Here is a 25,732-nt window from a genome sequence, read left to right as displayed (position 1 = left end):
GTACCAACCACGGGCGTGCAGCCCCGCCTCATCGTCGCCGCCGGCCTCGTCTGGCTCGGCCCCCACCGCCTCCTCGTCCAGCGCCGTCCGGCCGGCGCCCGCCACGGCGCCGGCGCCCTCGAGCTCCCCGGCGGAAAAGTCGAGCCCGGTGAGTCACCGCGCGCCGCGCTGCGGCGTGAGCTCGTCGAGGAGTGGGGTCCGGCCGCCGGCGACCTGCCGATCGGCGCCGTCGCCGAGGTCCTGCACCACGTCTACCCCGGCCCCGGACCGGAGGTCCTGCTGATCGTCTACCACGTCGACGCCGGCGCCTGGCAGGGCTCCGACTGGCTCGCGGCCCTGCGCCTCGAGGCCGACGCCGCGGTCGTCGCCCACGATCTCGCCGCCCTCCCCGTCGGCGAATTCCTGGCCGCCGACCGCGAATTCATCGCCGACGTGCGCGCCGGACGGATCCAGCCCCCGCCGCTCCCCATCCGTCCCTGAGCCTCTCCACCAGGCCCCACCCGTCCCCCGCCACCCGCGCTGTCGTGCGCCTGCGACGCGCCATGCCGACGCGTCCCAGGACGGCCTCGCCCGCTGATCCCGAGTGCGGCGAACTTTCCCGCCGCGCGTCCCGACCCGCCTGCGAGGTCGATCGTCAGCCCCGCACGGCCCCGGCGCCTGCAGGGTCGACCATCAGCCCGCACGCCCCCGGCGGCGCCTCCCGCTTGCGGGGTCGACCGTCAGCCCGCACGGCCCCGGCGGCGCCTCCCGCCTGCGGGGTCGACGTCGGCCCGCACGGCCCCGTGCGGCGACTCCCGCCTGCGGGGTCGACGTCGGCCTGCACGGCCCCGGCGGCGACTCCCGCCTGCGGGGTCGACGTCAGCCCCGCGCGGCCCCGGCGGCGCCTCCCGCCTGTCCTTGCGGTCATCTCGCGGGCCCCGCCCCTCCCCGCGCAGCCCCGCAGGTCCTCCCCCGCGGGCGTACTGCTGCGGGCGAGCGCCCGCGCGGCCCCCGGCGGCGACTCCCGCCTGTCCTTGCGGTCATCCTCGCCAGCCCCCGCGCCTCCCCGCGCCGCCCCACCGGTCCCCACCACGCCGGCATTTGCGTCAGGCGAGCCCCGGCGCGGCCGCGAGGCTCCGCCCGTCGCCCGCCGGTCCCCGCCCAGGCGCCAGCGCGGCGGCGAGGCGCTCCGCCTGTCCTTGCGGTCATCTTCGCCGCCTCTACCCACCCGGCGCACAATGTCGCCGCACCACGGCCGCGAGCGGACGACGGTCGACCTGGCGCCACATGCCCCCAGGGCCCTGCGCGAGGCCCGCTCTGCGCGTTCACTCGCGCGGGGCCACCGGCTCCTGCAGGTCCGGCGATCTCGCGCACAACCTGTCTTTTCGGCCAGCCTCCGCGTCTGCGCGTGACGGCCGCCCGGCCGCGGCGTATGGTCGGGGCGATGCCCGCGCCCCGCGATTTCTCCGAGTTCTGGCCGTTCTACCTCGGCGAGCACCGTCACCCCGTCAATCGCGCGCTGCACTACATCGGGACCAGCAGCGCCTACCTCTTCCTGGCCTGGATCGCCTGGCACGGCCGCTGGAGCCTGTTCCCGCTGGCGCTGGTGATCGGCTACGGCCCGGCGTGGATCGGCCACTTCTTCATCGAGCGCAACAAGCCCGCCAGCTTCAAGTACCCGCTGTGGTCCCTCATCGGCGACATGAAGATGCTGCGCCTCCGCCTCACCGGGCGCATGCGCGGCGAGATGATCCGCCTGTTCGGCAGCACCGCCCCGGCCCCCGACGCCCCCCAGCGCGCCCGCACCTGAGACGGCCCGCGTCCGCGACCTGTCCCTGCGGACAGCCCGCCCCGCGCGGCCGCGAGATCGCGCCGGCCCGCCCGCCGGCGCGTTCGTACCTGTCCTCAAGGCCAGCTCACGCGGTTCGCTCGCCCCGGCCATCCAGTCTGTCCCGGCGGTCAGCCCGCTCCACGCCTTCGCACCTGTCCTCAAGGCCAGCCCACACGGTTCGCTCGCCCCGGCCGTCCAGTCTGTCCCGGCGCTCCGTCCCTGCTCGGACGACGCTCTCACCGCCTGTCCTCAAAGACAGCCCCTCGCCCGCTCGCCCCGCACGACGCCGTCGTCCTCACGCCTGTCCCGACGGTCAGCCCCCTCCGCGCCTTCACACCTGTCCTCAAGGCCAGCCCACACGGTTCGCTCGCCCCGGCTGTCCAGTCTGTCCCGGCGGTCAGCCCGCTCCGTCCCTGCTCGGACGACGCTCTCACCGCCTGTCCTCAAAGACAGCCCCTTGTCCGCTCGCCCCGCACGACGCCGTCGTCCTCATGCCTGTCCCGACGGACAGCCCGCCCCCTCGCCGGACGACCGACCTCGCCCCATGTCCGCCAGGACAGCCCGCTCCGCCGCTCGCCCGCCACGTCCCCTCGTCCTCGTGCCTGTCCGCAAGGACAGCCCGATCCGCCTCGTCCCGCCTTCTGACCTGCTCGCGCCGCTCTTCGCGCTTCCCGGCGCCTGAGCCGGCCTGACCGCACCTTCCAATCCATGCCGTCGCTCCCCATCACCCTCGAGGCTGCCCTGCGCGACGCGCGTTCGCCCGACCCGACGTCGCGGAGCGTCGCGGTGCGTCACCTGGCGGCGGCCCTGCTGGCGGAGCTGGGCGATCCGCCGCCCGCGCTGCACCTCGCCGGCGGCCACCCGCGCGGCCAAGCCGTGGTCGCGGCCCTGACCGCCGCGCTCGAGGATCCCCTCGTGGCGATCCGGGCCATGGCCGCGACCGGCCTCGGTCAGCTCGGCGAGCCCGACGTCATCGCCCGCATCGACCCCTGGCTGCGCGACGCCGATCCCGGGCCCGACGCCGGCTACCTGCGCGAGTGCGCCGCCATCACCTGCGTCCTCCTCGGCCTCGCCGCGGCCCCCGAGCACCTCCTCAAGCCCGACGAGCACGAGGGCCCGCGCCTCGCCGAGGCCCCGCCGGCCGCGCCGCATCCCCTGCGTCCTCCGGGACATGTCCCGAGCGACCTGTCCCGAGTCACCTATGAGGCCGCGCTCGCGCGGATCACCGCCGCTCTCCGCGCCCCTGCGCCCGACCTGCGGTTCCAGGCCGCGGGCGGCCTCGTCGAGCTCGCCGGTCGCGCCGCCGAGCCGGCCCTGTGCGCCGCCCTCGACGGCGAGTCGCACCCGCACGTCCGCCTCGCCCTCGTCCACGCGCTCGCCGAGCTCGACCCGCCCGGCCCCGAGGCCTGCGCCCGCCTCGCCGCCGTGGTCGCCGATCCCGGCGCCGCCGCCGACCTCGTCTTCGCCGCCGCGCTCGGCCTCGCCGCCGCCCGCGACCCGCGCGGCGGCCCGCCCCTGCTGCTCGCCCTGCAGCGCTCGGACGATCGCGGCCGCGCCCTCGAGGCCCTCGCCGCGCTCGGCCCCGCCGCCCCGCCAGCCGCCGTCCCGCAGGCCCTGAAGATCGCCCGCGGCTGGCTCACCCCCGCAGTCATGCGCGTCCGCGCCGCCTACGCCCTGCTCCGCATGGCCCCGCAGACCGGCCAGCCGCTGTTCGACGAGCTCGCCCGCAGCCGCCGCCCCGCCGTCCAGGAGGCCGTCGCCGACGCCCGCGCCGCCCTCGCCCTGCTCGCCCTCAAGGACATGCCCAAAAAGACATAGCCTTTTCGACATGTCCTTACGACCCTGCGGGCACCCCGTCCAGGTCCTGCTCCGCACGGCCCGTCGACGAGCTCGCCCGCAGTCGCCCCCCGTCCGGGAGGCCGTCGCCGCCCGCCAGCTCGCCTTCAAGGACATGCCCATGAAAACATGGCTTTAATGCCGTGTTCTTATGAACATGTCTTAAAGATCATAGCCGATGTCGCCACGGATCTGGCCGGCTCGTCCGGCAGACCGGCAGTCGCCGCCTCGACCTCAGCAGTCCAGCACCGGCGCTCCGCTCGAGGCCAGCGCGAACACGCTCTCGGTCGTCCCGGACGGGCCCGACTGCGACGAGGGCTGCACCGCCTGCTGGCAGCGCCGCCGGCCGACTCGCACGACTTCCGCCGCTCGGGCCAGACCTGGACCTGCGCCACCGACTTCCTCGAGCCCGACTGCTGCCGCGGACGGATCCGCTTCGCGCTCCAGCCCGAGTCTCAGGGGTCCGGGTTCACCTCGGGGGATCCGGCGGTCCATGACCGCGCCCAAGGAACGTGCACACCCACAGTCCGCCGCGCTCGAGCCCACGGTCGCGCTGTCCATCGACGAGCCGCACTCCACCGACGCCGGCGCCCCCGTCGACGGCAGCATCTTCGCCGCTTGCTGCAGCCGAGCGCTCGCCCGAGCGCCCTGCGATCCAGCGCACACCGCTTGGCCGCTCGCTTTGCCACCCTCCCCTCGTGACCCCGGCCACCGTCTCCGATCCCCGCAGCGACCTCGCCCACGCCTACGAGCGGGCCTTGCAGCACCTCCGCGGCGTGCAGGCGAAGAAGGGCGCAGTCGGCGGCGAGGTGATCTGGAACCCGATGCTCGTGTGCCAGTACGTGATCGCGTGTCACGTCCTCGGGCGGCCGATCGCCCCGGTGCGACGGCAGCGGATCCGCCTCGCGCTCGAGCGGCAAGTGCGGGACGACGGCGGCTGGGGCATGCACCCCGACAGCGAGAGCTGGCTGTTCCACACCACGCTCGGCTACGTCGCCCTGCGCCTGCTCGACTACCCGCCGGACGACCCGCTGGCCGCCGGCGCGCTGCGGTGGATCCGGGCCCACGGCGGCGTGACGAAGAACCCGACGTGGGGGCGGATCTGGCTGGCCCTCCTCGGCCTCTACCCGTGGCAGTGCGTCCAGCCGATCCTGCCCGAGATGTGGCTGTTGCCCGACGCGGCGCCGGTCCACCCGCGCCGCCTCTACTGCCACATGCGCCTGATCTACCTCGGGCTCAGCTACCTCTACGGCGCCCGCGTCCAGGCCCCCGATTCACCTGTCCTTCGGGCCATCCGCGACGAGCTCTACGACGGCGGCTACGACCGCGCCCCGTTCCGCGCCCACCGCGACGACATCGCTGCCACCGATCTGTACGAAGCGCCAGGTGCCGGCCTGCGCGCCGCCTTCGCCGCCATGCGGGCGCTCGACCGCGTCGCCCCCGGCCTCGTGCGCAAGAAGGCCCTCGCCCGCGCCATCGAGCACGTCCTGTTCGAGCTGCGCAGCACCGGCCACGTCTGCCTCAGCCCCGTCAACGGCCTGCTGTTCAACCTCGCCCTGCACCACCACGACCCGCGCCACCCCGAGCAAGACCTTGCCTTCCGCGGCCTCGAGTACTGGTTCTGGGAGGACGACGTCGACGGCGCGCGGATCTGCGGCGCCCGCAGCGACATCTGGGACACCTCCTTCCTGTTGCAGGCGCTGTGCGAGGGCCCGACCAGCCCCGTCGGCCAGGTGCTCGGCCGCGACGCCGCCGCCTGGCTGGCGACCGCGCAGATCCGCGGCGACATCCCCGGCGGCGCCGAGCACTACCGCGAGCCCGCCGACGGCGGCTGGGGCTTCGCCGACGAGCGCCACCCGTGGCCCGTCAGCGACTGCACCGCCGAGGCGCTCGAGGCCCTGATCCACTGCGCCGATCACCGGCTCGCCGAGCCGCTCCCGCGCGAGCGCCAGCTCGCCGCCATCCGGTTCGTCCTGCGCCGCCAGAACGAGGACGGCGGGTTCGGCTCCTACGAGCCGCGCCGCGGCAGCCTCGTCCTCAAGCACTTCAACCCGGCCGAGATCTACGGCAATTGCATGCTCGAGTACTCGTACACCGAGTGCACCGCCAGCTGCGTCCGCGGCCTCGCCCTCGCGCGCACCCGCCTCGGCGACGCCGTCCCGCCCGGCCTCCTCGCCGACGTCGACGCCGCCATCGAGCGCGGCGTCGCCTTCCTCCTCGGCGCCCAGCACCCCGACGGCGGCTGGCTCGGCTTCTGGGGCATCAACTTCACCTACGGCAGCTTCTTCGCCGTCCACGCCCTGCTCGCCGCCGGCCTCCCCCGCCACCACCCCGCGATCCGCCGCGCCGTCGCCTGGCTGGTCCGCCGCCAGCGACCCGACGGCGGCTGGGGCGAGAGCTTCGAGGGCCTGCTCGACGGCCGCGACGTCCAGCTCCCGCCGCACGAGCCGAGCCTGGTCGCGCAGACCGCCTGGGCTGTCCTCACGCTCATGGCCGCCGAGACAGGTGAAGAGGCGCCCGCGATCGAGCGCGCCATCGCCTACCTGCAGTCCCGCCAGCAGCCCGACGGCAGCTGGCCGCGCGAGCGGGCCAGCGGCGTCTTTTTCAACACTGCCGTCCTCGACTACGACCTCTACCGCCAGATCTTCCCCGCCTGGGCCCTGGCCCGCCGCCTCGGCCGCGCCGCTGAGTGAATCGGCTGCGGCTCGCCCCGCCGCCTGCGTGGGGCGCCGCTGCCGTCCATGTTCATGAGGACATGCTCGATCGAGCATGTCCTCACGAACATTCTCGATGAGCACGCCCGAGTTCTTCCCCACCTGAGCTGTGTCCGGCTGACGCGGCTCGTCCCGCACCACCGCGGCTCACCCGAAGAACTCGAGGATCCGGTCCTTCGCCGCGAAAGCGTCGTGGCGGCCGAGCGCGATGAGCCGCGTCGCCAGGCTCCCGTCGAGCAGCAGGATCGACGCCAGCTCCGTCGTCCGGGCGATGTGAGAGCGGCTGACGCCGCGGATGAGCAGCTGCCGGATCGGTCCGATCCCCGAGCGGACGAGGTCGCGGCGGATGAAGTCCGCGGTGAGCGCCGCGATGTCCTCGCTCGGCCTGAACACAAGAGTGGGCACCCGGCGGTACGGCAGGTCGCCGGCCGCGTCGAGGCGCTCCGTCACCGCCTTGAATTCCGCCGCGCCGAGCGCCTCGTCGATCGCCTCGAACATCTCGTTGATGCGCAGCAGGTTGTCGATGTCGTGCGAGACCGGGTCGAGCAGCAGCGCGCTGCAGAGCTTGCCCAGCATGAACAAGAAGCCGGGGTAGTCGGGCGCGTCCATCGGCACCGGCGCCGGCGAGCGCTCGAGCAGCGAGATGACCATCACCCGGTCGGCCCCGGCCCGCAGCGCCGGGCCGATCGGCGTGCCGAAGCGGACCGCCCCGTCCATGTAGTAGCGCCCCTCGATGTTGCGCGCCGGGTACACCAGCGGCAGCGCCGACGAGGCCAGCACCCGCTGGGCGTCGATCGGCTTCAGCAGCGTGCGCCGGTGCGTGTGGCACGGGCGCAGCGTGACCCCCGGCGCCAGCTCGGCGAACAGCGTCGTCCGCCCGTCGCACACGTCGAGCGCCGCGATCGTCAGCGCGCGGACCACCGACGCGTCGATGTTCGCGTGCAGCCGGTCCCACGCGATCACGCGCCCCAGCAAGCGCTCGGTCGGGCGCGGGTCGAACAGCGAGCGCCCCACGTACGGCGACATCCGGCTGTCGTACTTCGCGTAGCGCCCCGGCAGGTGCCAGAACGGCCAGCCCCACAGCGACAGCGGCGTGAAGCGCAGGGTGTCGCGCAGCTCGAGCCGCTGCCACACGTCCACCAGCCCGGCGACGCGGTGATCGGCGTGGTGCGCGTTGGCGGCCAGGTACGCGGCGTTGAGCGCACCGACCGACGTCCCGGCGAAGATGCTGAAGATCGGCGGCCCCTTCGCCCCGCGCAGCCCGAGCACCTCGACCAGCCCGTCGAGCACCCCGACCTGGTACGCGCCCCGCACGCCGCCCGCCGACAGCACGAGCGCGGTGTGAGGTGGCTTGGGCAAGGGCATGACCGTCTGCTCCGAATGGGCCGCTGCGAGCCCGTCGCCGGCGTCGTCCGCGACGCACCCGACCGCCCAGTATGGCACCTGCCGCGGGTCAGCCCTCGCAGCGTGCGATCGCCGTCACCCACGCCGCGCGCCCGCGAGCCCCGAGTCGGCCGCCCCGCCATCGCCCGTCGCAGCATGGCACCAGAGCGTCTCCTGGTCGGACCGGCCGCGACAGCGGCCCCACGCCAGCGCCCCCGGTCGCCGGTCGCGAACATCGCATCCTGCACCTCGGGCGCGTCGCTGCCGCCGAGCTGCGGACAGGGACGGCCCGCCGCGGCGAGACGGATCGCCTGCGCTCACGGACATGCCCTTTCGCACATGCCCTTTCGCGCATGCCCTCGAGAGCATGCCCCTCGGGACCTGCTCAGAAGGGCAGCAGCGCCTCGACCCGCAGCGGCGCCAGGCGCTCGCGCCCCTTCAGGAACGGCAGCTCGATGAGGAACAGGCTGGCGACCACCTCGCCGCCGAGGCGCTGGACCAGCCGGGCCGCCGCGCTGGCGGTCCCGCCGGTGGCCAGCAGGTCGTCGACCAGCAGCACCCGGTCGCCGGCGTCGATCGCGTCGGCGTGCATGTGCAGCGTGCCCTCGCCGTACTCGAGCGCGTAGGACTGCGTCACAGTGGCCGCGGGCAGCTTGCCGGGCTTGCGCGCGGGCACGAAGCCGACCCCGAGCGCGTGGGCGATCGGCATGCCGAACAGGAACCCGCGCGACTCGACGCCGACGATGCGGTCGATCGAGCCGGCGAGGTCGGCGACCGCGTCGAGGTGGAGGCGCAGGGCCGCGGCCATCGCCCCCGGGTCGCGCAGCACCGGGGTGATGTCGCGGAACAGGATCCCCGGCGACGGGAAGTCGGGCACCCCGCGGATCAGGCTGCCGACGTCGCGCAGCGCCGCCGCGCGCTCCGACTCGGACATGCGAAAATCGAGGCTCTCGCGCATCGTCTCGGTCCTCACTGCTCGCTTCGCTCTACTGCTCGCTCTGCGGATCGACCTGCACGGTCGTGCCGGAGAGCATCGCCTGCCACGGTGACAGATCGGGCGCCGTGATGTCGAGGACCAGCGGGGTCACCGACACGAAGCCGCGCTTGACCGCCCAGGTGTCCTCGCCCTCGTGTTCGCCGGCGTCGCGGGGCGGCCCGCCGATCCAGAAGTAGGCCATCCCGCGCGGGTCCTGGCGCCGCTCGACCTGCTCGACGTAGGGCCGCGCGCCCAGCCGCGTGACCACGATCGGCAGCCCCTCCGCCAGCACCTCCGGCGGCCCCTCCGGCGGCGGCGCGCTGTGGGAGATCCACGGGATGTTGACGTTCAGCAGGCTGAGCGACGGCTGGGCCAGCAGCATGCGGGCCAGCGTCCGCACCACCGGGATCGCCACCCGCGGCGACTCGCGCGCGTGGACCGACACCGCCATCGCCGACGCCCCGCGGATGAAGCCCTCGGCGGCGCCCCCGACCGTCCCCGAGTAAAACACGTCGGAGCCGAGGTTATAGCCCGGGTTGACCCCCGACACGACCAGGGCCGGCCGGCGCTCGCACAGGTGCAGCGACGCCAGGTACACGCAGTCGACCGGCGTCCCGTTGACCCGGTGCCAACCCGGGCGGACCTCGTCGACGCGCAGGTGCGAGTGGAGGGTGATCGCGTGCGACGAGCCGCTGCGCTCGGTCTCCGGCGCGCACACCACCACGTCGCCGAGCGGCGCCACCGCCTCGGCCAGGGCCAGGATCCCGGGCGCGAGGATGCCGTCGTCGTTGGTGACCAGGATCAGCGGCCTTTGCGACACGCCGCGCCTTGTAGCACAGACGAGCCGGCGGCCCGGCCGCGAAAAGCCCGCGAGCGCCCGCCGCGAACAGACCGCAAAAAAATAAGAGCCGGCAGGGGAAACCTGTCGGCTCTTCTCGTTTGTCGGGGCGAGAGGATTCGAACCTCCGACCCCTAGACCCCCAGTCTAGTGCGCTACCAGGCTGCGCTACGCCCCGAAACGGAGCGCCGGTATACGTGCTTTGCCCCGCGCCGGCAAGCCCCCTGCCGCACCGGCTCGGCCGGCAAACTCACGAAGCGCGCCGGCCGACGCGGATCGCCCGGGCGGACGCTCGCACGCCGGGCGCTCCGGATGCCCTCCCGGGCCCGCGGACGCGCCGTCCTCGGCGCCTTGGCGCCCACCGCCCGCCGTGAGCGGGGCTCTCACAGCGGCTCGCGGCCGGTGCGCTGCAGCAGCGGCTGCGCCTCGCCCGCGGCCGCGGCCTCGTCGATCAGGGCCCGGGCGCCGCCGTGTGTGCGGATGAACTCGACCGGGTCGGCGGCGGTGCTCGCCATCGTCTCGGCGTTCTCGACCCACGCGATCATCTCGTCGAGCGACTCGCGCAGCGCCGCCAGCGACTGCGACGCCAGGTAGCTGCTCGCGGGCGGCGCCATCTCGACCGCGTCGCCGCCGAGGCGCAGCTGCTGGCGCGCCCCGGCGATCGTGAACTTCTTCGCGTACAGCAGGTGCTTGATCTTCAGCAGCGTCTCGACGTCGCGGCGCCGGTAGACCCGCTGCTGCGTCCGCGACTTCTGCGGGCGGATCACCTTGAACTCGGTCTCCCAGTAGCGGAGCACGTAGGCCGGCACACCGACGATCTGCGCCACCTCGCCGATCTTGAAGTACAGCTTGTCGGACCCGAGGTCGGGCCCCGCCGCCGCGCTGACCTTCTTCGTCCGCCCGCGCGCGCGCGGCTTGGCCGGGGCCTCGCTCGCGCCGCTCTCGCTCGCCGCCTTGCGCCGGCTCGTCTGTCCCGCGTCCTCGTCTGCGCCGCTCATCGCCGTCTCGCTACGCGTTGAGCGCGGCCTTCAGCACGTTGCTCGGCTTGAACGTCAGCACCCTGCGGGCGTCGATCGTGATCTGCACGCCCGTCTGCGGGTTGCGGCCCGGACGCGGGTTCTTGGCGCGGACGACGAAGTTGCCGAACCCCGAGATCTTGATCTTCTCGCCCTCGGCGAGCGTGTTCTTCATCAGCTCGAACACCACCTCGACAACGTCGGCGGCCTCCTTCTTGGAGAAGCCGCCGACTTCTTCGCATACGCGCTCGATGATGTCCGCCTTCGTCATCGCGCGGATCTTTGGCAAAAACTCGGCGCCGCGCAAGCCCGGCGGCCGCGCCTTGGACCTAGCTCCGGGCGGGTGAAAAACTCAACTGCCGCGCTTGTTTGCAGCATCACACACCGAGCACGAGCAGTCGTCCTTGCAAGCGCGACTCGCTCCCCCGTCCGGGACGTCCTGTTCACGAGTGAACCGCCGCCGCGAAGCCTCGCAGAACGTCGCTCCGCAGGGTTGCGCCGGCAGCGACCACGGGCGACGATCGCGGCGATGTTGCGATCGACTTGCGCCTATGCCCTACCTTTGACCGCTCTTTTGCTGTCCGCGCTGCCGCCGAGCCGGGCGGACGCCTGCGGCGGCACCGTCTGCGAGCCTGGGCCCAACGCCATGCCGGTCGACCAGACCGGCGAGAACATCCTCTTCGTCATCGACCAGGGTCAGGTCGAGGTCCACATCCAGATCAATTACGACCCTGACACCAACGCCCAACAATTCGCCTGGCTGATCCCGCTGCCCGAGGTGCCCACCTTCTCGGTCGGCAGCGAGCTGCTGTTCCAGGAGCTGCTGAACGCCACCGTCCCGACCTACGGCCTGCAGGACAGCTTCGAGTTCTGCGGCGACGACAGCGGCGGCTTCCCGGCGACCACCTCCGGCGGCTCCTTCACCGGCGACGGCACCGAGGGCGGCACCGACACCGGCGTCGACGTCAAGAAGATCGAGACCGTCGGCGCCTTCGAGGTCGTCGTCCTCGCGGGCATGAACGCCGGCGACATCATGCAGTGGCTGGGCGACAACGGCTACCAGCAGGACCCCAACGCCGAGCCGATCCTTCAGGAGTACCTCGACGAGGGCCAGAGCGTCGTCGCCTTCAAGCTCAACAACGGCGAGGGCCTCAAGAGCATCCACCCGATCGTCCTGAACTTCGCCGAGCCCGAGGGCTGCGTCCCGATCCGCCTGACCCGGATCGCCGCGGTCGACGACATGGACATCCGCGCCTTCAGCCTCGGCGACGGCCGGGCGATCCCCACCAACTACCGCCACGTCCTCGTCAATCCGCTCAAGATCGACTGGCTCAACTTCGGCGGCAATTACAAGGAGGTCGTCAGCCTCGCCGTCGACGCCTTCATGGCCGAGGGCCACGCCTTCGTCACCGAGTTCGCCGGCGACAGCAGCGTCCTCTCGCCCCTCAACTTCTACTCGTCCACCTGGAACGCCGACCCCTTCACCGGCCTGGCCGCGGTCGACGTCATGACCCAGCTCAACCAGCAGGGCCTGACCGACTGCAGCGACGAGTTCTTCTGTCAGTTCAACCACCCGCTGGTCGAGGGCCTGCTCGCCACCTACTTGCCGGTGCCGAACGGCCTCTCGCCCGAGCAGTTCTACAGCTGTCTCAGCTGCTTCGAGGCCGACATCGACCTCGGGGCGTGGGGTGACGGCAGCGGCTTCGCCAAGGATCTGCTGGCCCGCGTGATCGAGCCGGCCGAGCACGCCAAGTCGCTGGTCGAGACCTGGCCGTACCTCACGCGCCTCTACACCACCATCTCGCCCAACGAGATGACCGAAGACCCGCTGTTCCTCCTGAACCCCGAGCTCCCCGACGTCCCGAACGTCCGGATCGCCCAGCGCGACATCTCCTGCGAGGACTTCGCCGTCGTCACCCTGCCCGACGGCCGCCAGGTCAACATGAACTTCGGCGACCCGTGGCCGCAGTTCCAGGACGAGATGCCGTGGGAGGAGGACGTCGACCAGATGGTCATGGACGGCATGCCCCAGCCGCTCGTCGACAACACCCCGCTCATCGACCAGCTGCTGGCCGACTGGAACCAGCAGCACCCGCCGCCGCCCCCGTCCGGCACCACCGGCGCGCCCACCACCAGCGACACCGGCGGCCCCACCAGCGGCCCCGACCCCTCCGGCGGCAGCGACAGCACCGGCACCACCATCTACTCGACCGAGAGCGACAGCAGCCCGAACTACGTCGGCGGCGCCGAGGGCAGCGGCTGCGCCTGCGACGGCCGCGGCACCGCCCCGACCCTCCCCTCGCTGCTCGCCCTGCTCGGCCTCGCCGCCGTCCGCCCGCGCCGCCGCCGGGTCTGAAGGACATGCTGCCTGTCCCTTCGGACATACCAATCGCCGTGCGCTCCCCGCCCACACTCGCGGCCCTCGCCGCTCGTGGACGCCTCCTGTCCTTGCGGACAGGCCGATCCCCGCGCGACGCCTCGCCCTGCGTCGCCGAACCACCGCCCGCGCCTCCGCGCCCCACACGCTTACTGCGGGATGATCGCCTTGCAAACGCCCGCGTCGCACACGAGCGGCGGGCAGCAGTCGTCGTCGACCATGCACGGCCCGCAGGTGCCGTCACCGGTGCAGGCGGGGGTCGGATTGGCGCAATCGTGGCAGTCGCCGCAGCCCTGGTCGGGCGGGTCGCAGCCGTCGAGGTCGAGGATCGCCTGGTCGTAGTGGACCACCAGCGGGCTCGCCAGCTGCAGCCCGCCGACGAACAGCGCGCCCCAGATCTCCGACATGTTGTTGGCGGTGAACACCGCGTTGGGCTGGTAAAGGTTGGCCCCGAGAGTGAAGTTGCTGGCGAACTTGAACGACCCGCCGACGTAGATCCGCGTCGCCGCCGGCCGCTTCGGGTCGCCGATCGTCGCCGCATTATTAAAATTGGCGTTGCCGGCGATGAACAGGTCGAGCTCCGCCTCGGGCCCGAGAGTGATGTGGAACGCCCCCGCGTTCTGCACGTCGCCGGCGATGGCGATCACCGTGCGGCCGGTCAGGGTGATGTCGAGGCTGCTGTTGCTGTCGATCGCCGTGAAGAAGTAGCGGCCGCACGGCAGCTCGACCGACTTCGGCTGCGGCAGCCCGACCAGCTCGTCGGGCGCGATCGGCAGCGCGTCGTTGTCGTTGTCCTGCATGAACCCGCCGACGATCTTCGGCACGTCGATCAGGTCCTGGCAGTCGCACGGCGTCTTGACGTCGACCTGCTCCTTGATCGTCGCCCCCAGCACCTTCGCCCCGTTGTTGGTCTTGTTCGGCGGGATGTGCAGGTCGCCGTCGATCGTCAGGGTCATGTTCTGCGCGAACAGGTTGCCCTCGGTGAACAGGTCGTCGGCCACGTGCGACGCCGAGCCCGCCGTGAGGTCGTCGCTGCACTTCAGCTGCTGCGCGACCTCGTGGGTGTTGAACGTCTGGATCTTCCCGTCCACCCACAGCGACCCGCCGATGTCGACCATGGACGCCGCGCTGTACGGCCCGTTGACCCCGACCGACCCGCCGTCCATCGGCACCATGTTCGGGTCGTTGCTGTCGAACGAATCGGTCTTCAGGCTGTTGTTGGCGGTCAGGCCGCTGCACGAGCAGATCGCGAACAAGAACGTCTTCTTGCCGAGGTCGCCGGTGCACGTCACCTCGTCGCCCGGCAGCAAGATCCCGCCCTCGCCCGCGCAGAAGTCGACCGCGCCGGTGGTCCCGCTCGTCGTCTCCCCGTCGTCTCGCCGCCGGTCGTCGTCGTGCCCACGCTCGTGCTCGTGCCCGCGCTCGTGCTCGTCGTCGACGTCCCCGGCTCGCCCGTGCTCGGCCCCGTGGTCGACGTCCCGGTCGAATCGCTGACCCCGCCGCTGACCGTCGTCCCCGTCGTCGGCACCTCCGTGCCCGTGCTGTCCGTCCCGGTCGGCGCGCCGGTCGGGCCCGTCATCGTCGTCCCGGCGCTGAGCCCCGTCCCAGTCCCGCCGCTGTCCCCGCCGGACTCGCCGCAGGCCACCATCACCATCGCCACCAACAACCTCGCACCGCGTCTCGCCATATCTCCGCAGCGTATCGACGACGCCGGCCACGCGCCAGCGGACCTGTCCTCGTCGCAACGTACGCGTATCGCCCGCGCCTGCGACACGTGGTCGTGTGAATGCTGCAATCGCAGGACCCACCTGCAGACGCGCCTGCCCGCGAGGAACTCGCGCGCCGCCCGCCTGACACACCGTCATCACCAGGCGAATCTCTCCCGGGGAAAACACGATCTTTCCCTGCTCTCGGTCCAATCGGCAGACTCCGAGGAGGATCGGGCCCGACACGAGCTCGATTCCGAGGCCGCGCGCGCCAGCACCGCCGCACCTGCCACATGGAGCGGACCTCCGAATGTCCGCCGAGGTATTTCCTCGATCATCACATCGAGCTATTCCTCATTATCGGCACTTCGAATACTTATTTACGATTCGCATCGAGAGATGAATGCCACGATGACGTCACGGCTCGTTCGTGGTCTTCGTGATCTGCGAGCGATTCATCGCCCGTGACTGCCGCTCGTGGACGAGTTCCAGGGCATCGTCACTCTCGGCTGCAGCCCCTGCGATTCACCGACCAGGACATGACACCCGCGTGGGCCTGATCGGCCTGCTGGCCGCGGGCAGGACGCCTACGCGGCTGGTCCAGCACCTCGGCGGCGAGGTCATGGCCAACCTGTTCCTCGGCAGGCTCGAGGCACCCGCACGGTCGGCACGCGGCGCGCGATCGAGTCGACCGAGCTCGACCTCGTCCCCGCGAGCCTCACCCTCGACGACCGCCGCCGCCCCGACCTCGGCGCCGTCCGCGTCCGCGCGCGCCGATAGCTTCCCGATGAGACATGTCGCTCACGACATGTCCTTCAGGGCAGCGAGAACCGCCGGCTCGGCGCCGGCTCGCCCGGGCGTTGCGGCTCCCACACCTTCTGGATGTAGCGCAGGTTCGCCGCCGCGCGCGGGTGGGGCGGCAGCGCCTGCGTCGCGGCCACCAGCCCGAGGCCGACGAGCGCCCCCACGAGCACCGCGATCCTTCCGCGCAGGCCGAGCGAACGCGGCGTCGCCAGCGCGAGCAGGCCGAGCAGCCCTGCCCCCACGATCCAGCCGATCCCGAGCCCGGGCAGCCCGAGCAGCCCCGTCAGCGTGTAGGGCGCGAAGCCGGCGCGCCACAGCGGCAGCAGGACCTCGGGGACCGGTTGATTCACGTTCGTCAGGTCGAAGTGCGGCCACAGGTTGGCCGCCAGGCCGTTGACGATCAGCGACCAGCTCGCCAGCGCCGCCGCCGCGCCCAGACCCAGGATGGCCGCCCACCCGCGCGGCGGCCCGGCCAGCGCGCGCGCCGCCACGGCCGCCCACCCGAGCGCCAGGGCCGGCAGCGCCACCACCAGGTAGCGCGGCCCGACCCGCCAGCCGCCCTCGAAGTTGAGGCTCACGCACGCCAGCAGCACGGCGGCGAACGCCGCCAGCTCGACCCTGCCCCTCAGGACATGTTCTTTTCCCCATGTCCCCCGGGCCAGCTGCCACAGCCCCCACACCGCCAGCGGCCACAGCGGCGCCCACCCGGTCAAGCCGGACGCCAGCGACAGCGCGTGCGTCTCGATCGCGCGCCAGCTGGGCCCGACCAGCCCGAGCAGGCCCTCGCCGTGCTTCTCGGCGAACTCCGCCGTCGCGCTGTGGTGATACCCCGTCTTCAGCGGCCCGCCGAACACCGCCGCGTGGTACGCCAGCAGCAGACCCGCCGGCACCGCCGCCCCGCCGGCCGCCGCCGCCGCAGTCGCCCACGCACGCGCGCGCAGCAGCCCGAACACCAGCCCTGCCGCCGCCAGCCCGGCGAACGCAGCGGTGTACTCGACCAGCACCGCCGCCCCGGCCAGCACCCCGCCGAGCGCCGCCAGACCGGGCCGCGTCTGCTCGCGCGCCCGCACCAGCGCCAGCAGCCCCGCCCACAGCAGGCACGCCGCCAGCTGATGCCCGTAGAGCAGGTGCGCGTAGGCGGCAGCCGGGGTCGCCAGGGCGTACAGCCCGATCGCCAGGGCCGCCGCCCGCGCCCCGTACGCTGGCGCCAGCGAGCGCCACAGCAGCCCGCACAGCACCAGAGTCGGCGCCACCCCGGCCAGGAGCCGCGCCCACCAGGTCACCGCGCGCAGCGTCGGTCCGCGCGCACCTGTCTCTTTGGACACCCCGCCCACGTCGCGGGCACCTGTCTCTTTGGACACCCCGTCCGCGCCGCCCGCAACGCTGCCGCTCCCGTCGCCAGCGCCCGGCGCCTTGGACGGGCCATCCCTGCCGCCCGCGATCGCGCCGGACCCATCGCGCGAGCCTGCCCCTTTGGACACGTCGCCCGCGCCACCCTCGCCCCCGCTCGCCCCCGCGATCGCGTAGCCGAGCGCCGCCACGACCGTGGTCCCCGGCGGCTTGTTGGGATAGAGCGCCCCCGACGGCGCGCGGGCCACGTCGGGCCCGGGGTCGAGGCCGAGGCCGTCGATCCGCCACGAGCCGCGCTCGACCAGCGAGGCCGCCTGCAGCAGGCGCGGGCGCTCGTTGGCGTTGCGGGTCGCCTCGGCGTAGGGGAACGCGGCCAGGAGCAGCAGCGCCAGCGCGGCCAGCAGGGCCGCCCCGCCGGGCGGGCATGTCTTCGGGGACATGCCCCTTGGGACCTGCCCGATCACACCTGGCCGTTCGGGCATGCCCGAGAGGACCGCCTACTTCTTGCCCTCTTCGAGCTGCTTGGCCTGCATCTTGGCCTTGAGGGCCGCCAGCGCGTCGTCGAGGTCGTTCTTGGCGCCGAGGCCGTTCAGCTGGGCGTCGATCTGGGCCTCCTGGATCCGGCCGTCCATGTCCTCGGCGCTGACCTCGTTGAGGGCCTCGAGGCGGGCGATCTTGTTCTCGATCGCGTCCATGCGGGCGCCCGCGCCGGCGTCGCCGGGGATCGTGCTGGTGCCGCCGCTCTGCTTGCTGGCCCGGGCCTGGGCCATCAGGGTGCCGCGGCGGAGGTTCAGCGCCTTGAGCTTGGACTTGGCGTCGGTGATGCCCTGGCGCAGGTCCTCGACCAGCTTGCGCTGCTGGACCAGCGCCTCGTCGGTGGCCTGGCGCTCCTGCGTGAGCTCGCCCTTGCGCTGCAGCGCCGCGCGGGCCAGCGTCTCGTCGCCGATCGTGATCGCCTGCTCGGCCCGCCGCTGCCACGCGGCCTCGTCGCGCGTCAGCTGCTCGAGCTTCTTCTCCATCATCTTCTGGTCGACGATCGACTGCTTGAGGTCGAGCTCCGACTTGCGGATGTTCTCGGCCAGGTCGTCGAGCATCAGGGCCACCTCCTGGCCCGGGTCGGACACGGCCTCGACCGCGTCGTTCAGCGTGCTCTGGATGGCCTTCTTCAGGCGGCGGAACAGCCCCGGTTTCTCCGACATGCGCGTCCTCGCGGGCGCCTCGCCCGCCTTCGGTCGCCCCAGTCTAGCGCGCGGGCCGTCGCCTGTCGCGTCCGACCTTGCAACCGCCCGCGTAACCGCCTATCAAGGCCGCGCGGATGGCAGGCGACCCTCCACCTTCGCCCGGAGCCGAGCCCGGCTCGCGCCTCGTCGGAGTCCTCGGCCACGCGCAGGCGCAGGCGGCCGTGGTGCGCGCGCTCGGCCGCGGCCAGCTGCACCACGCGCTCGTGCTGGTCGGCCCGCGCGGCGTCGGCAAGGCGACCTTCGCCCGCGGCCTCGGCTGCGCCCTCCTGTGCCCGCAGCGCCCCGGCCTCGGCTGCGGCGCCTGCCCCACCTGCCAGCGCGTGCTCGCCGGCAACCACCCCGACGTCGACTGGCTGGTGCCCGACAGCAAGGCCGGCCTGATCTCCGTCGACGCCGCCCGCGCCTGCCACGTCCGCCAGACCCACGCCCCCTACGAGGGCCGCGCCTACCTCGTCGTCGTCGACCCGGCCGACGCCCTCGGCGAGGCCGCCGGCAACGCCCTGCTCAAGACCATCGAGGAGCCGCGCCCCGGGGTCCACTTCGCCCTGCTCACCACCAACCTGCAGGGCGTGCTGCCGACGATCCTCAGCCGCTCGCTGCCGGTCCGCCTCGGCCGCCTCGACGACGACGTCGTCCGCAGCATCGTCCACGCCCGCGCCGCCGACGCGCCGCCCGAGCGCTTCGACATGGCGGTGCTGCTCGCCGAGGGCAGCGCCGGCGTGGCCCTCGAGCTGGCCTCCGACCCGTCGCTGGCGCGCAGCCTCGAGCTGGTCAAGCAGGCCATCTCCGCCGTGCGCGCCGGCCCGCCGGCGATCTTCGGCGGCGACGTCCACCCGCTGTGGCAGGCCTGGGCCGCCGCCACCGCCCCGAGCGAAGCTGTCCCCGAGGACAGCCCCGCCGAGGCCGAGCCGGAGGCCCCCGGCGCGAAGAAGAAGAAGACCGCCAAGAAGGCGGCCAAGGCCGGCGACGACGGCGACAAGGCCGCCGGCGCGAGCAAGAAGGACGCGCCCGCGCTGCAGCGGGCCGCCGTGCGCCGCCTGGTCGAGCTGTGGATCCTCCACGTCCGCGAGCAGCTGCGCGGCCGCCCCGGCCTGCCCGGCCTGCCCCCGCCCCCGGCCGTCGCCCCCGCCACTCTGGTCGCCGCCATCACCGCCCTGCAGCGCCTCGGCGCCCGCATCGAGCGCATGGGCAACGTCCGCCTGATGCTCGAGCAGGGCCTGCTCGAGCAGAGCGCCCTGCTCTCCGGGACCTAGCCGCTGCGACATGCATGAAGGGGCATGCTCCTCGGGACATGCCCCATACGGCATGTCCTGAAGTGCGTCAGGCCCGGCGTCCGACCCGGCGCCTCCCCGTTCGTAGCCGCAGTCGCACTCGTCGTCGCGTCGGCGCGACCTCTGCGTTCGGCCAGGCGCTTGCACCCGCCTCGCCCGAGACCGGCGACGGAGATGACATGACTGAAAGGACATGTCATCGGTTCTCGTGATGGACTCGCCGGCGGTCCCGCCCGGCAGCGGGCGCCCGGGGCAAGCAGACGACACGCCGACCCGCAGACACCCCTGGGCATCTTTTGGAGGTAGCACCGGCTTCGGCGGCGTCCGCGGCCGGTCCGGCGCGAACCCGGCCGTCGCCCCCGCCCCTGAAGTTCACTCCACGAGCGCTGTTTCAGCGGCGGCCGCCTGCGTCGCGCGGCCTCCTCCGACTTCGCGTACGCTGGCCGTGTGTCGCCGAGCCTCGCCTGGGTCTTCACCAGCCTCCTGCTCGCCGCCCCCGCCGGGCCGGCGCCCGCCGACGAGGCGGTCGTCTACGGCGATCTCCAGGCCCGCACCGGCCTCGATCTCGAGCGGGTGTGGACCGACTACCAGAGCGAGCGCCGCGACGGTCAGGGCTTTTACGAGTTCGCCCGTGCCCGTTACCGCCGCCGCCTCGGCGCCGGCATCGGCCTCTCCATCGCCGGCCTGGGTCTGAGCGCCGCCGGCCTCGCCATCGTCCTGCTCGCCGCCGAGCGCGACAACGACGTCGACGTCATCGGCGGCGCCCTCGTGCTGACCGCCGGCCTCAGCCTCGCCGTGCCCGGGGCGATCCTCTGGCCGGTCAGCCAGGTCCGCCTGCACAAGCTCAAGCAGGCCCGCCAGACCGCCCGCGTCGAGCTGCGGGCCGCCGGCCCGATCGCCCTGCCGCGCGGGGCCGGCCTCGGGCTCGGCCTCGCCTTCTGACTGCCCGTTCGAGCATGCCGCAAAGGACATGCTCTGCAGGACATGACCTCGGAGTCACATCACGCGCGGCGCGCTCACGTGGTCGTGCGCGCGTAGGCGTTGCCGAGCATGACCGTGCTCATGGTCTGCACGAACTCTCGCAGCGCCCGGTCGTCGAGGTGCTTGATCACGATCGTGTAGCGCTGCGTCTTCGACTCGATGTGGATCGTGCGCGTGTGGATGCAGCACCACTGCGTCTCCTTGCCGCTGCCGGCCTCCGCCAGCGAGGCGAGGGCGATCGCGTTGAACTTGCGGATCCGCGCGAACCCGCAGAACGCTTGCCGCGACTCGAGCAGCAAGATCCGCATGTTGGTGACGAACAGGAACACCCGGATATGGCCGCCCGTGATCGTCGTGAGAAAGGAACTGAGGACCGCGGCGGCCTTGACGAGGGGGTTGGAGCCCAGGAAAAAGCCGTCGCCCTGGATCGAATAGTGGAGCACCTCCCCGGGCAGCAGCTCGACCTCGGCGAGCATCTTCTGGGCGGCGGGCGACAGCGGTCGGCCCTGGGGTGGTTGCGGCTGGGTCATCGGCATGTTCATGGGGGGTGTTTCGCTTTCTACGGGTGGTCAGGTGACAGGACGGAAGCGGGAGGCGGCGGCAGCGAGAGGACGGTCGACTGCCCGGCCGAGACGCGGCGGATCTGCCCGCCGACGTGATCGACGACGACGAGCTCGGAGGCCTCGATCCGCAGCTCGCGAGCGTAGGCCCGGACGAGCCGCCGGGCCTCCGCGGCGGGGACCCCGGCCCGGCGCAGCGCCTCGCGGGCGACCACGCGGAAGCACGGGTCACCGCAGTAGCGGCGCACGTCCGCCGGCGCGAAGCGACCGAGCTCGATGCGTCGCGTCGCCACGCGCAGCGCCCGGAGCTTCCGCGGCCACCGACCGCCGACCGCGACCGCGACCGCGCCGATGCGCAGCGCGACCACGGCCGCCAGCGACCAGGCCCACCAGGCTGCGGGCATCTGCCACCAGGTCAGCGCCAGCGGCGACGCGGCGACGAGCGCCAGGAGCAGCGCGTAGCGCTGGAAGCTGAGCCACAGCCACACGGACCGGGCCGGGCGCAATCGTTCGAGCCGTACACGCATCGCGGGTCGACACCGGCCGGCGGAGCCGGCGCCATACGAGCGGCAAACTACAGACGCCCGCCGTCGGCGTCAAACGCGAACGGCGTAAACAAATCATCCCGACAGCGCCGTCGGTCCTGCCTTGGACGACAGGACCTACACGACATGACCATCAAGACATGCCCGTGCGGACATGTCAGTGCAGCAGCGTCGAGACCACGCGCGCACCGGGACCGACCTGATCGACGAGGCCCGAGCCGGGCACGCCGGCGAGGGTGAAGCACTCCTCGAGGATGGCGAGCATGGCCTCCGCGCGGCCGCGCGAGCCGGCCAGGGCGAAGGTGGTGGGGCCGGAGCCGCTGATGCTGCAGGCCAGGGCGCCGGCCTCACAGCAGGCGGCCTTGGCGTCGAGGTACCCGGGGATCAGGCGGGCGCGGCAGGGCTCGACCAGCTCGTCGACGATCGCCTCGCCGAGCAGCGAGAGATCGCCGCAGTGGAGCGCGTGGACCAGGAGCCCGAGCCGGCTGGCCTGCTGCACGGTGGCCTGGAGCGGCACCTGGGCCGGCAGCACCGCGCGGGCCTCGGCGGTGCTGACCGAGCAGCCCGGGGTGTACACCGCCAGCCACAGGTCGGCGGGGCTCGGCAGGGTGATGAGGCGCAGCGGGTCGAGCTGCGGGATGAGCACCACGCCGCCGAGGATCGCCGGCGCCACGTTGTCCGGGTGCGCCGCGCCGCAGGCGACCCGCTCGCCCTCGCGGGCCAGGTCGACCAACTGCGTCGGCTGCAGCCCGAGGCCGAGCGCCGCGTCGGCCGCCACCAGCGCCGCGCAGGCGCTCGCACCCGACGATCCGAGGCCGCTGCCGAGCGGCAGGCCCTTGTAGACCTCGAGCTCGACCCCGGCGTCGGGCGCGAAGCGCCGCAGCAGCTCGGCGACCGCGACCCCGGCGGTGTTCTTGTCGGCCGTGCGCGGCAGCTTGCCGCCGTCGCCCTCGACCTTGCTGATCACGACGCCCGGCTGCTCGCCCCGACGGGCGCGCACGCGGTCCCCGGGCCCCCGCAGCGCCAGGCCGAGGCAGTCGAAGCCGGGCCCGAGGTTCGACACCGTCGCGGGCGCGAACGCCTCGATCCATGGTCGCGGTCGTGACATGTCCAAAGAGTCAGGCTCAGGATCCGTGCGAAGTCAAGCCGCGGGTCGGGCCGGCGCCCCGCTCGCCTCAGCGCCGCAGGGCGTCGTCGATCCAGCCGACCACCGTGCCGCCGAACATGTACTCGTTGAAGTAACGGCCGTTGACGAACACCGCCGGGGTGCCCGTGATCTCGAGCTTCTCGCCCTCGGCGCGGTCGGCCTCGACCAGGTCCTTGCCCTTGAGCGCGGCGAAGTCGGCGTCGAACTGCTTCATGTCGAGGCCGATCTTCTGCGCGTACTTGCGGATGTCGGCGTCGGAGAGGGCCGTCTGGTTCTCGAACACGATGTCGTGCATCTCCCAGAACTTGCCCTGGGACTGGGCGGCGACCGTGGCGATCGCGGCGACCTTGGCCCGCGGGTGGGCCGACAGCGGGAAGTGCTTGAACACCAGCTTGGCGCGGCCGCGGAACTGGTCGATCGCCTGGCGCAGCACCGGCGCCTCGGCGCGGCAGTGCGGGCACTCGAAGTCGGCGAACACCACCACCGTCACCGGCGCGCGCTCGTTGCCGTAGACCGGGCGGCCCTCGATGTCGATCTTGCGCGGCTGCAGCGCGCCGACGACGTACTCCATGTTGGCCTTGATGTCGCTCGGCGAGGCGCCCGAGGCCAGCGCGTCGGCGATGAACTGCGACACGCTGAGCGAGTCGCGGCAGGCGGCGTCGTCGCGCAGCGACACGGCCAGGCTGTGCGGCTTGCCGCAGGCCGACGGCTCGCTGTTGATGAGCTGGAAGAAGCTGGTCTTCTGCGGCTCCGACAGGCGCGACAGGTCGACGCCCTTGGCTTCGGTGATCTCGCCGCCGGGCGGCGGCGTGACCTCGCTCGGCGGCGCCTCGGCCTTGGTGGTCGCGGCGACCGGCCCGCCCTTGTTCTCGGGGGCACCGGCCTCCGGCACCGAGGTGCAAGCGGGGCTACAGGCCGAGAGGATGAGGAGCAGCGGTGCGAGCGAGCACTTGGAGCGGGTCATCGCGGACGATCCTGGCGGGCGCAGCCGGCGAGTTCGCCGCAAGGTCGCAGCGTCCGGCAGAATTGGCCGCGCAACGCTAACGCACGCCTCGCGGCCTCGCAAGCGTCCCCGACCGCCGCGGCCTTTTGTCCGGACACCGCGGCTGCGGCGGATGACCGCGGAGAAAGCTCCACATTCGGGGAAAAACTCACTCGTACGGACGCATTGACACGGTTCCCAGCCCGGGCGATACAGCCTCGCGCAGGAGGAGTCCCTTTTGAAGATTTTGGTCTGTGTCAAGCGGATCCCGGATCCCGACGAGAGCCTGAAATTCGCGGGCGGCGGGCTCGACTACTCTGCCTCGAAGTGGGTCCCGAACGCCTTCGACGAGTACGCCATCGAGACCGCCCTCCGCCTCGCCGAGGTCGTCGGCGGCACGCAGCGGCTGGCCGAGGTGATCGTCCTCGGGATCGGCCCCGAGAGCCAGCGCCAGCAGCTCACGCAGTTCCTGGCGATGGGCGCCGACCGCGGCGTCATCGTCGACGCCGACCCGGACAAGCTCGACACCGCCACCGTGTCCAAGCTGATCGCCGCCGTGTTCAAGAAGGAGGCCTGTGACCTCCTCATCGCCGGCAAGCTGTCGCAGGACAACGAGGGCGGCCAGGTGCCGCAGCGCGTCGCCGGGCTCCTCGACGTCCCGCAGGCCAGCTTCGCCGCCACCGTCGAGTGGGACCAGGCGGGCAAGGCGCTGACCGTCGGCCGCGAGGTCGACGACGGCGTCGAGGTCAAGCGCGTCCCGCTGCCCGCGGTCGTCTCGGTCGACCTCCGCATCGTCCTGCCGAAGAGCGTCAAGAACGGCTCGACCCCGGCGACCCACGCCTACCAGGAGGGCCCGCGGCTCGCCTCGCTCAAGGGCATCACCATGGCCAAGCGCAAGCCGGTCGCCGTGCTGAAGCCGTCCGACCTCGGCGTCGCCGTCGGCAACAACGAGCAGGTCGTCGGCGTCGCCGCTCCGCCGGCGCGCAAGGCGGGTCAGAAGGTCAAGACCGTCGAGGAGCTGTTCGAGAAGCTCACGAAGGAAGCGAAGGTCATCTAACATGAGCAAGGTCCTCGTCATCCTCGAAACCGCCGGCGGCCAGCTGCGCCCGCACTGCCTGCCCGGCATCACCTGCGCGGCCGAGATCGCCCGCGCCACCGGCAAGCCGCTGCACCTGCTGGTGCTCGGCGCCCAGCCCGACGCCGCCGCCCAGGCGATCGCCACCGCCGGCTACGGCGCGGCCGCCGTGCACACCCTGGCCGCGCCGGCGCTCGAGCCGTTCACGGCCGAGGCGTGGGCCGACGCCATCGTCCACGCCGCGCGCACTCTCGGCGCCAGCGTGATCGGCGGCACCGCCTCGTCGACCCTGCGCGACGCCCTGCCCCGCGCCGCCGCCATCCTCGACGCGCCGCTCGTCTCCGAGGTCGTCAAGGTCAAGTCGGGCGACACCTTCGTCCGCCCGGTCTCGGCCGGCCGCGCCCTCCAGGACCAGAAGGTCAACGCCGGCACGTTCTTCTTCACCGCGCGCGGCACCGAGTTCGAGCCCGCCCAGCCCGCCGGCGCCGCGCCCGTCCAGGCCGTCGCCGCCGCCGCCGTCAACACCCGCGGCGCCGCCGTCAAGGGCGTGCAGAAGACCGAGTCGTCGCGCCCGCAGCTCACCGAGGCCAAGGTCATCGTGTCCGGCGGCCGCGGCATGCGCGAGGGCGCCAACTTCAAGATCCTCGAGCAGCTCACCGACCTGCTCGGCGGCGCTCTGGGCGCCAGCCGGGCGGCGACCGACGCCGGCATGGTCCCCGCCGACCTGCAGGTCGGTCAGACCGGCAAGATCGTCGCCCCGGAGCTCTACTTCGCCGTGGCGATCTCGGGCGCGATCCAGCACCTCGCCGGCATGAAGGGCTCGAAGACGATCGTGGCCATCAACAAGGACGCCGAGGCCCCGATCTTCCAGGTCGCCGACTACGGCCTGGTCGCCAAGTGGGAAGAGGCGGTCCCGCGGCTCATCGAGCTGATCAAGGCCCGCAAGGGCGCGGCCTGAGCGCTGCGCGTTCGCCCCGAGCATCGTCGTCCGACCGGCGCGGCCTCGCCCCCTCACCCCTGCGGGTGAGGGCCGAGGCCGCGGCCGTTGGGTCCCTGCTGCTGCCGCGCCGCGGCCCTGCGCCCGGCCGCGGTGCGAAGGATGTTACGCTCGCGGCCCGCA

Annotated in this window: 22 protein-coding genes and 1 tRNA gene; 10 read left to right on the top strand and 13 right to left on the bottom strand. The window is 72.8% G+C overall.

The annotated features are described in order from the left end of the window. The first annotated feature begins 15 nt into the window (after positions 1–15). The 4 genes from O0S08_RS15165 (at position 16) to O0S08_RS15150 (ending at position 6,339) form a co-directional block, all read left to right on the top strand. Positions 16–480 (top strand): NUDIX domain-containing protein, encoded by a 465-nt coding sequence (locus O0S08_RS15165; RefSeq protein WP_269039855.1) that lies wholly within the window; start codon positions 16–18, stop codon positions 478–480. Positions 481–1,423: 943 nt separating this feature from the next. Then, positions 1,424–1,789 (top strand): Mpo1-like protein, encoded by a 366-nt coding sequence (locus O0S08_RS15160; RefSeq protein ID WP_269039854.1) that lies wholly within the window; start codon positions 1,424–1,426, stop codon positions 1,787–1,789. A 729-nt stretch (positions 1,790–2,518) separates the two neighbouring features. Beyond that, a complete protein-coding gene (locus O0S08_RS15155; RefSeq protein ID WP_269039853.1) occupies positions 2,519–3,628 on the top strand; it encodes a HEAT repeat domain-containing protein in 1,110 nt (369 codons plus the stop codon). Between the two features lie 716 nt (positions 3,629–4,344). Continuing rightward, positions 4,345–6,339 carry a squalene/oxidosqualene cyclase gene (locus O0S08_RS15150; protein WP_269039852.1) on the top strand — a complete coding sequence of 665 codons (1,995 nt, stop codon included), beginning with the start codon at positions 4,345–4,347 and terminating at the stop codon, positions 6,337–6,339. Between the two features lie 168 nt (positions 6,340–6,507). On the opposite strand, the gene O0S08_RS15145 is transcribed toward O0S08_RS15150, so the two are convergent. The 6 genes from O0S08_RS15145 to O0S08_RS15120 all read right to left on the bottom strand — a co-directional run bounded on the left by O0S08_RS15145 (position 6,508) and on the right by O0S08_RS15120 (position 10,844). Then, positions 6,508–7,719, bottom strand: a complete 1,212-nt coding sequence (locus O0S08_RS15145; protein WP_269039851.1) for a patatin-like phospholipase family protein — start codon at positions 7,717–7,719, stop codon at positions 6,508–6,510. Positions 7,720–8,128: 409 nt separating this feature from the next. Further along, positions 8,129–8,701: an adenine phosphoribosyltransferase gene (locus O0S08_RS15140; RefSeq protein ID WP_269039850.1), complete on the bottom strand. Its 573-nt coding sequence runs from the start codon at positions 8,699–8,701 to the stop codon at positions 8,129–8,131. Between the two features lie 28 nt (positions 8,702–8,729). After that, positions 8,730–9,539, bottom strand: a complete 810-nt coding sequence (gene surE, locus O0S08_RS15135; protein WP_269039849.1) for a 5'/3'-nucleotidase SurE — start codon at positions 9,537–9,539, stop codon at positions 8,730–8,732. A gap of 122 nt (positions 9,540–9,661) precedes the next feature. Further along, positions 9,662–9,735 (bottom strand) — tRNA-Pro (locus O0S08_RS15130). Between the two features lie 205 nt (positions 9,736–9,940). After that, positions 9,941–10,555 (bottom strand): MerR family transcriptional regulator, encoded by a 615-nt coding sequence (locus O0S08_RS15125; protein ID WP_269039848.1) that lies wholly within the window; start codon positions 10,553–10,555, stop codon positions 9,941–9,943. A gap of 10 nt (positions 10,556–10,565) precedes the next feature. Next, positions 10,566–10,844, bottom strand: a complete 279-nt coding sequence (locus O0S08_RS15120) for an integration host factor subunit alpha (protein ID WP_096333509.1) — start codon at positions 10,842–10,844, stop codon at positions 10,566–10,568. Positions 10,845–11,135: 291 nt separating this feature from the next. Here O0S08_RS15120 and O0S08_RS15115 point away from each other — a divergent pair, with 291 nt between their 5' ends. Further along, on the top strand, positions 11,136–12,929 hold the full coding sequence (locus O0S08_RS15115) for a DUF2330 domain-containing protein (RefSeq protein WP_269039847.1): 1,794 nt from the start codon (positions 11,136–11,138) through the stop codon (positions 12,927–12,929). 170 nt (positions 12,930–13,099) lie between these two features. Here O0S08_RS15115 and O0S08_RS15110 read toward each other — a convergent pair whose 3' ends face one another. Further along, entirely contained in the window at positions 13,100–14,260 is a 1,161-nt protein-coding gene (locus O0S08_RS15110; RefSeq protein ID WP_269039846.1) for a DUF7305 domain-containing protein, read from the bottom strand. A gap of 84 nt (positions 14,261–14,344) precedes the next feature. On the opposite strand from O0S08_RS15110, the gene O0S08_RS15105 reads away from it, so the two are divergent. After that, positions 14,345–15,124, top strand: coding sequence for a hypothetical protein (locus O0S08_RS15105; protein ID WP_269039845.1), 780 nt, complete (start codon positions 14,345–14,347; stop codon positions 15,122–15,124). Positions 15,125–15,471: 347 nt separating this feature from the next. Here the strand turns inward: O0S08_RS15105 and O0S08_RS15100 are convergent, their stop codons facing one another. Then, positions 15,472–17,250 (bottom strand): hypothetical protein, encoded by a 1,779-nt coding sequence (locus O0S08_RS15100; RefSeq protein WP_269039844.1) that lies wholly within the window; start codon positions 17,248–17,250, stop codon positions 15,472–15,474. A 57-nt stretch (positions 17,251–17,307) separates the two neighbouring features. Then, positions 17,308–18,009 (bottom strand): PspA/IM30 family protein, encoded by a 702-nt coding sequence (locus O0S08_RS15095; RefSeq protein ID WP_269039843.1) that lies wholly within the window; start codon positions 18,007–18,009, stop codon positions 17,308–17,310. A gap of 116 nt (positions 18,010–18,125) precedes the next feature. Between O0S08_RS15095 and O0S08_RS15090 the strand changes: the two genes are divergently transcribed. Then, a complete protein-coding gene (locus O0S08_RS15090) occupies positions 18,126–19,304 on the top strand; it encodes a DNA polymerase III subunit (RefSeq protein WP_269039842.1) in 1,179 nt (392 codons plus the stop codon). A gap of 465 nt (positions 19,305–19,769) precedes the next feature. Then, entirely contained in the window at positions 19,770–20,264 is a 495-nt protein-coding gene (locus O0S08_RS15085; RefSeq protein WP_269039841.1) for a hypothetical protein, read from the top strand. A gap of 74 nt (positions 20,265–20,338) precedes the next feature. Here O0S08_RS15085 and O0S08_RS15080 read toward each other — a convergent pair whose 3' ends face one another. The 4 genes from O0S08_RS15080 to O0S08_RS15065 all read right to left on the bottom strand — a co-directional run bounded on the left by O0S08_RS15080 (position 20,339) and on the right by O0S08_RS15065 (position 23,519). Further along, complete coding sequence (locus O0S08_RS15080; protein ID WP_269039840.1) at positions 20,339–20,845, bottom strand: hypothetical protein; 507 nt, start codon at positions 20,843–20,845, stop codon at positions 20,339–20,341. Positions 20,846–20,862: 17 nt separating this feature from the next. Beyond that, positions 20,863–21,351, bottom strand: a complete 489-nt coding sequence (locus O0S08_RS15075; protein ID WP_269039839.1) for a hypothetical protein — start codon at positions 21,349–21,351, stop codon at positions 20,863–20,865. 214 nt (positions 21,352–21,565) lie between these two features. After that, on the bottom strand, positions 21,566–22,516 hold the full coding sequence (locus O0S08_RS15070) for a homoserine kinase (RefSeq protein ID WP_269039838.1): 951 nt from the start codon (positions 22,514–22,516) through the stop codon (positions 21,566–21,568). Positions 22,517–22,583: 67 nt separating this feature from the next. Next, a complete protein-coding gene (locus O0S08_RS15065; protein WP_269039837.1) occupies positions 22,584–23,519 on the bottom strand; it encodes a DsbA family protein in 936 nt (311 codons plus the stop codon). 256 nt (positions 23,520–23,775) lie between these two features. On the opposite strand from O0S08_RS15065, the gene O0S08_RS15060 reads away from it, so the two are divergent. After that, on the top strand, positions 23,776–24,594 hold the full coding sequence (locus O0S08_RS15060; protein WP_269039836.1) for an electron transfer flavoprotein subunit beta/FixA family protein: 819 nt from the start codon (positions 23,776–23,778) through the stop codon (positions 24,592–24,594). A 1-nt stretch (position 24,595) separates the two neighbouring features. Further along, positions 24,596–25,570 (top strand): electron transfer flavoprotein subunit alpha/FixB family protein, encoded by a 975-nt coding sequence (locus O0S08_RS15055; RefSeq protein WP_269039835.1) that lies wholly within the window; start codon positions 24,596–24,598, stop codon positions 25,568–25,570. The last annotated feature ends 162 nt before the right edge of the window (positions 25,571–25,732 follow it).

The sequence above is a fragment of the Nannocystis punicea genome (genome assembly GCF_026965555.1).
Taxonomy (GTDB): domain Bacteria; phylum Myxococcota_A; class Polyangia; order Nannocystales; family Nannocystaceae; genus Nannocystis; species Nannocystis punicea.
The sequence above is the reverse complement of the archived record's forward strand: the minus strand, read 5'-3'. Positions and strand labels throughout refer to the sequence as shown.